The 6,331-nt window shown below is 71.3% G+C and carries 8 protein-coding genes; 4 read left to right on the forward strand and 4 right to left on the reverse strand.

Annotated elements, in window-relative coordinates; translation table 11 throughout:
* The 3 genes from ACFW2E_RS38975 to ACFW2E_RS38985 form a co-directional block, all read right to left on the reverse strand.
* Positions 1-415, reverse strand: a 415-nt coding sequence (locus ACFW2E_RS38975; protein ID WP_384474428.1) for a class I SAM-dependent methyltransferase, incomplete at its 3' end; no start/stop codon positions are given.
* A 5-nt stretch (positions 416-420) separates the two neighbouring features.
* Positions 421-726, reverse strand: coding sequence for a 4a-hydroxytetrahydrobiopterin dehydratase (locus ACFW2E_RS38980; protein WP_384474431.1), 306 nt, complete (start codon positions 724-726; stop codon positions 421-423).
* A 56-nt stretch (positions 727-782) separates the two neighbouring features.
* Positions 783-1,871, reverse strand: a complete 1,089-nt coding sequence (locus ACFW2E_RS38985) for an ADP-ribosylglycohydrolase family protein (protein ID WP_384474434.1) — start codon at positions 1,869-1,871, stop codon at positions 783-785.
* A gap of 29 nt (positions 1,872-1,900) precedes the next feature.
* Here ACFW2E_RS38985 and ACFW2E_RS38990 point away from each other — a divergent pair, with 29 nt between their 5' ends.
* The 4 genes from ACFW2E_RS38990 (at position 1,901) to narJ (ending at position 5,141) form a co-directional block, all read left to right on the forward strand.
* Positions 1,901-2,731, forward strand: a complete 831-nt coding sequence (locus ACFW2E_RS38990) for a helix-turn-helix domain-containing protein (RefSeq protein ID WP_384474437.1) — start codon at positions 1,901-1,903, stop codon at positions 2,729-2,731.
* 113 nt (positions 2,732-2,844) lie between these two features.
* Positions 2,845-3,708: a helix-turn-helix domain-containing protein gene (locus tag ACFW2E_RS38995; protein ID WP_384474440.1), complete on the forward strand. Its 864-nt coding sequence runs from the start codon at positions 2,845-2,847 to the stop codon at positions 3,706-3,708.
* An 18-nt stretch (positions 3,709-3,726) separates the two neighbouring features.
* On the forward strand, positions 3,727-4,536 hold the full coding sequence (locus tag ACFW2E_RS39000; protein WP_384474443.1) for an SAM-dependent methyltransferase: 810 nt from the start codon (positions 3,727-3,729) through the stop codon (positions 4,534-4,536).
* 128 nt (positions 4,537-4,664) lie between these two features.
* Positions 4,665-5,141, forward strand: a complete 477-nt coding sequence (gene narJ / locus ACFW2E_RS39005) for a nitrate reductase molybdenum cofactor assembly chaperone (protein WP_384474446.1) — start codon at positions 4,665-4,667, stop codon at positions 5,139-5,141.
* A 4-nt stretch (positions 5,142-5,145) separates the two neighbouring features.
* On the opposite strand, the gene ACFW2E_RS39010 is transcribed toward narJ, so the two are convergent.
* The coding region (locus ACFW2E_RS39010; protein ID WP_384474449.1) for an Hsp70 family protein at positions 5,146-6,331 on the reverse strand (1,186 nt) is incomplete at its 5' end.

Consider the following 6,331-nt stretch of genomic DNA (forward strand, 5'->3'; position numbering starts at 1 on the left):
GGTCGACGGTGGTGACGTACACCCCGTCGGGGCGCAGTACGCGGGCGCATTCGGCGATCACGGCCCGCACGTCGGCCGGAGTCTCTATCAGGTGCAGCAGCCAGACGCTGGTGACGGCGTCGAACGTGCCGTCCGGGAAGGGGAGTCGGCGGCTGTCGGCCAGCAGGATCGTTCCGGGCAGGCGGGCGGCGGCCATCCGCGCCATGTTGTGCGCGAGGTCGGCGCCCGTGACCCGCATCCCGGGCCGGGCCGCGGCCAGGCGCCGGGTGACGATCCCGGTGCCGCAGGCGACGTCGAGCAGACGGCGGGCGCCGTCGGGTATGAGACCGAGGACGGTCTCGGCGGCCGCCTCTGCCCGTGGTTCGCCACCGCGTGTCGCGTCGTAGACGCCGGCTTCCCGGTCGTAGTCGAGCACGTGCGTCAGTGTGCTCCGTGGCCCGGGGCGATGTCTTCCACCCTGCGGGCGAGGGTGAAGTCCTTCTCGGTGACGGCGCCCCCGGCGCTGTGCGTGTTCACGGTCAGGGACACGGTGTTGTAGCCGAGGGTGAGGTCGGAGTGGTGGTCGAGTTCGTCCTGGATCCCGGCGATGTGCACGACCAGCGCGGCCGCCGCGAAGTGTGAGCCGAGCCGGTAGGAGCGGGCGAGGCGGTCCCCGGCGAGCGACCAGCCGGGCAGCTCGGCCAGCCGGTCCTCGATCTCCTTCTGGGACAGCGGTTCGACGGGCATGGGACGGCTTCCTTCCTGGGGGTCGCGTACCTGTTCAGCCTGCCACAGCCGGCCGCTCAGCTCCGGGCGCGCTGCGCCGCGAGGTCGTCCGCCAGCGCGGCGATGCGGGCCCGGCCCTCCACCTGCTCGACCCAGGCGTGGGGCAGACCGACGTCACCGTGCCGGGCGCCGAGCAGGTTGCCGCACAGGGAGCCGGTGGAGTCGCTGTCACCCGAGTGGTTGACGGCCAGCAGCAGGGCCTCCTTGACCCGGGGCTCGGCCAGGGCGCAGTAGACGCCGATGGCCAGGGCCTGCTCGGCGACCCAGCCCTCGCCGAGGGACTCGACCTTCTTGGCCGTCGGCGAGCCCTGGGCCGCCAGGTCGACGGCTCGGCGCAGGGCGGTCGAGGTCTCCTCGTGGCCGCGGTGCCGCTCCAGCAGGCGCAGCGCGCGCAGCACCGAGCCCTCCAGGGAGTCCCCGGCGACGAGGTGCGCGACGATCGCGGCCAGCGCGCCCGCCGCGTAGTAGCCGGTGGGGTGGCCGTGGGTGATCTGGGCGCCGCGGGCGGCCATGGCGAAGGCCGCCTCCGCGGTGTTGACCAGGCCGAAGGGGGCCGAGCGCATCACCGCGCCGCAGCCCTTGGAGTCGGGGTTGACCTGCCCCGGGCCGCCGTCCAGTGCGAGGTGCGGGTCGGGGGCGTACATCTGGGCGGCCCCGGACAGGCAGGCGTTGCCCGGGGCGCGGCGGGCGTACAGCCAGGCCTCGGTGATCAGGCCGCCCTCGGGGGCGCCGGAGGAGGGCGGGGCGGCCTGCTCGGGGCCGGGCCTGCGCTGCGTCTCCAGCCACCGCTCGTAGGCCCACCGCAGGAGCAGTGCCCAGCCGCCGCCGATGCCCTTCTCCCGTTCCCGGCGCTGGGCCTGGACGAGGGCCTCGGCGGTGAACAGGGTCATCTGGGTGTCGTCGCTGATCCGGCCCGTCACGCCGTTCACGCCTGGTACGAACGACGTCACCCCGGCCTCGCCGTGGGCCGCGCGGATCCGGTCGAGGGAGGAGAACTCCACCGGGTAGCCCAGCGCGTCACCGAGTGCTCCGCCGAGCAGGCAGCCGCGGACTCTGGACCGGTACACCGCGGTGGCCTCCCAGGACGGCTTCCAGGGCTCGTTCATGCGCGCGCTCCTCGACTACGGTCGTCCGTATGACCATTGTCGCGTCCGGCCCCGCAGGCCCTGTCACCGCCCCTGCCGACAAGGGCGTGGGCCCGTTGCTGCGTGCCTGGCGGGAGCGGAGCCGGATCAGTCAGTTGGAGCTGGCGCTGCGGGCCGACTCCTCCGCCCGGCACATCAGTTTCATCGAGACGGGCCGTTCGCGGCCGAGCGAGGAGATGGTGCTGCGGCTGGCGGAGCACCTGGAGGTGCCGGTGCGGGAGCGCAACGCGCTGCTGCTGGCTGCCGGTTATGCCCCGTACTACCCCGAAACCCCGCTGGACGACCCGGCGTTGGACGCGCTGCGGGACGGCATGGAGCGGCTGATCCAGGGCTATGAGCCGTATCCGGCGCTCGTCGTCGACGCCGTGTACACGGTGGTCGCCGCCAACCGGGGCATCGCCCTGCTGCTGGACGGTGTCCCGGAGTCCTTGATGGCGCCGGCGCCGAACGCGATGCGGCTGACGCTGCACCCCGAGGGTCTGGCTCCGCGCATCCGCAATCTGCGCGAGTGGCGCGGGCATCTGCTGGCGCAGATGGAGCGGCAGATCGCCCTGCACCGCTCGCAGGCGCTGCGCGAGCTGTACGAGGAGGTGGCCGGCTATCCGGTGCCCGGGGAGGCGGCCGGGGACGGACCGGACGAGCCGGTGGCGTACTTCGCGCTGCCGATGCGGATCGAGCACGAGGGCCGGATCCTGTCGTTCGTTTCGTCGATCTCGACGTTCAACACGCCGATGGACGTGACGGTCGCGGAGCTGGCCATCGAGACGTTCTTGCCGGCGGATCCGGCTACGGCCAAGTACCTTCATTCGCTGGGGGGTTGACGGGCGGGTTGCCGGACGGTGTGACGTCCTCCGCATCTGCTTCGGGCACGTGTGCGACGGGGCATCGCGTGACAGACTGCTCGCATGCTTCGGCGCGTTGGGGAGGACGTGGCGTGAGTGAGCGGCGTGCCGCGCCCACCGTGGGCCAGGTGGTGCTCGGGAAGCGGCTGCAGGAACTGCGGGAGGCGGCCGGCCTCAAGCGCGAGGAGGCCGCCCGGGTGCTGCGCGTGGCGCCGGCCACGGTGCGGCGTATGGAGATGGCCGAGGTCGCGCTGAAGATCCCGTACGTACAGGTGCTCCTGACGACGTACGGTGTTCCCGACGAGGAGGCGGCCGCGTTCGTGGCGCTGGCCGAGGAGGCCAATCAGCCGGGCTGGTGGCAGCGGTTCCACGACGTGCTGCCGGACTGGTTCAGCCTGTATGTGAGCCTGGAGGGCGCGGCCCGGATCATCCGCTCCTACGAGCCGCACTTCGTGCCGGGGCTGCTGCAGACCGAGGAGTACGCGCGTGCCGTGATGGAGGCCGGGACGATCGGCCAGACGGATCCCGGGACGATCGAACGTCATGTGTCCCTGCGCATGACCCGTCAGCGGCTGCTGGACCGGGAGAACCCGCCCCACCTGTGGGTGATCATGGACGAGACGGTGCTGCGCCGTCCGGTCAGCATCCGCTCCGAGGTGATGCGTGACCAGGTGGACAGACTGCTGGAGTACGCCGAACGGGACCGCGTCACGCTTCAGCTCGCCGAGTTCGCGTCCGGCCCGCACCCTGGGACTTATGCGCCCTTCACGCTTTTCCGCTTCGCGGAGCCCGAACTGCCCGACATGGTCTTCACCGAGTACCTGACCGGCGCTTTGTACCTGGACTCCCGCCGGGAGGTCTCGGCGCATCTGGAGGTCCTGGACCACATGACGGCACGGGCCGCGTCGGCACAGCGCACCGAGAAGATCCTGCGGGAGTACCGCGAGAACCTCTGAGGACGGAGCAGACACCGCATGACCGCATCCGAAGCCGCGCCCACCACCATCGACACCAGCAGGCCGCATCCCGCACGCGTGTACGACTGGTGGCTGGGCGGCAAGGACAACTATCCGGTGGACGAGGAGCTGGCCAGGAAGATCCTGGCCGCGGACGGTACGGCGGTGCGGGGGGCGCGTGCCAACCGCCGGTTCATGCACCGGGCGGTCCGCACGGCCGCCGAGGCGGGGATCCGCCAGTTCCTGGACATCGGCACCGGTATCCCCACCGAGCCCAATCTGCACCAGGTGGCGCAGGCCGCCGCGCCGGACGCCAAGGTGGTGTACGCGGACAACGACCCGATCGTGCTGCGGCACGCGCAGGCGCTGCTGAGCGGTACCGCCGAGGGCACCACGGACTATGTGCACGCCGATGTCCGCGACCCCGGCACCATCCTGCGGCTGGCCGGTGAGTCCCTCGACTTCGGCCGGCCCGTCGCGCTGTCGCTGGTGGCGCTGACCCACTACCTGGACGACGCGGAGGACGACGTGTACGGGCTCGTCCGGCGGTACGTCGAGGCGCTCGCCCCGGGCAGCCTCCTGATCCTGTCGCAGGTCTCGCAGGACCTCAGCCCGGAGGGCGTGGCGAAGGCGGCGGAGCTGTTCCGCAGGGGCGGGACGCCGTTCCATCCGCGTACGCTGCCCGAGTTCTCGCGGTTCTTCGACGGTCTTGAACTGCTGGGCCCCGGTGTGATCCCCGTGTACGGGTGGCGGCCGGAGCCGGAGGACGTGGCGGCCCAGGCGGAGGGTGTCGTGCCCGTGTACGGCGGGGTCGCGCGCAAGCCCTGACCCGGACGGGTGCCGCGAACAGGTGCGCTCGCCGTCTCGCCCCTAGGTTCGGAACCAAGGGCAAGCGAGGGAGCGCACGTGACCGACCGCGAGCGGCGGCCGGCCTCCGACGACGCGAAGGAGGCCGGATGCCCTCGGACGCGGTGCTGTACCAGGCGGCTGCGCTCTGTCTGACCTATCCGGACGAGGACTTCGTCGCCCGGCTGCCGTTGCTGCGCGAAGCCGCGCCGCAGCTGCGGGAGTTCACCGACCATGCGGCCGTGACCCCGCTGTGCGAGCTGGCCGAGCAGTATGTGCGGGTGTTCGGGCTCGGGCACCGGCACGGCCTGTATCTGAGCCGGTGGAACAACGGCTGCATCGGGCGGCGGGGCGCGTCCCTGGTCCGGTTCGAGGACGTCTACCGGGAGCACGGCCTGGAGTTCAGCGGCGAGGAGCTGCCGGACTTCCTGCCCGCGGTGCTGGAGTGCGCGGCCCGGACCGGCAGCACTCAGCTGCTCACCGAGCACCGTGACGCCCTGGAGGGGCTGCGCTCGCGGCTGACGGACTTCGGTACGCCGTACGCGTCCGTGCTGGACGCGGTGTGCGCGACGCTGCCGACCGGGTAGCCGGCTATGCGGCGCCTCCCTTGGTGTCGCGTTCGTCGTCGACGATCTCCGCGTCGACCACGCCCTCCTCGTCCTGCGGTGCGGCGGTCCCGGTCGGGGCCTGCTGCTGGGTCTGGGCGTACATGGCCTGGCCCATCTTCTGGCTCACGGTGGCCAGCTTCTCGACGGCGGCGCGCAGGGCAGCCGTGTCGGCGTTCTGCTCCAGCAGGGTCTTCAGCTCTCCCGTCGCCGCCTCGACCTCGGCCCTGGTCTCGGACGGCACCCGATCGTAGTTCTCGGGGTTGTCGCGGATGAACTTATCGGTCTGGTAGACGAGTTGTTCGGCCTGGTTGCGGGTCTCGGCGGACTCGCGGCGCTTGCGGTCCTCCTCGGCGTACTGCTCGGCCTCGCGCATCATGCGGTCGATGTCGTCCTTGGGCAGGGCTGAGCCGCCGGTGACCGTCATCTTCTGTTCGCGGCCGGTGGCCAGGTCCTTCGCCGAGACGTGCATGATCCCGTTGGCGTCGATGTCGAAGGCGACCTCGATCTGCGGTACTCCGCGCGGGGCGGGCGGCAGGCCGGTGAGGTCGAAGACGCCGAGCTTCTTGTTGTAGGCGGCGATCTCCCGTTCGCCCTGGTAGACCTGGATGCCGACCGAGGGCTGGTTGTCGGCGGCGGTGGTGAAGATCTCCGAACGGCGGGTCGGGATCGTGGTGTTGCGTTCGATGAGCTTGGTCATGATGCCGCCCTTGGTCTCGATTCCGAGGGACAGCGGCGTGACGTCGAGGAGGAGGACGTCCTTCACGTCACCCCTGATCACGCCCGCCTGGAGGGCCGCGCCGACGGCGACCACCTCGTCGGGGTTGACGCCCTTGTGCGGGTCCTTGCCGGTGAGCTCCTTGACCAGCTCGGTCACGGCGGGCATCCGGGTCGAGCCGCCGACCAGGATGACGTGGTCGATCGCGGAGAGCTTGACGCCGGCGTCCTTGACCGCCTGGTGGAAGGGGGTCTTGCAGCGGTCCAGCAGGTCGGCGGTGAGCTCCTGGAACTGGGCGCGGGTGAGCTTCTCCTCCAGGTGCAGGGGGCCCTCGGCGGAGGCGGTGATGTAGGGCAGGTTGATCGAGGTCTCGGACGAGGAGGACAGCTCGATCTTGGCCTTCTCGGCGGCCTCGCGCAGCCGCTGCACCGCCATCTTGTCGTTGGCCAGGTCG

The sequence above is a fragment of the Streptomyces sp. NPDC058964 genome, from assembly GCF_042741275.1.
Lineage (GTDB): Bacteria > Actinomycetota > Actinomycetes > Streptomycetales > Streptomycetaceae > Streptomyces.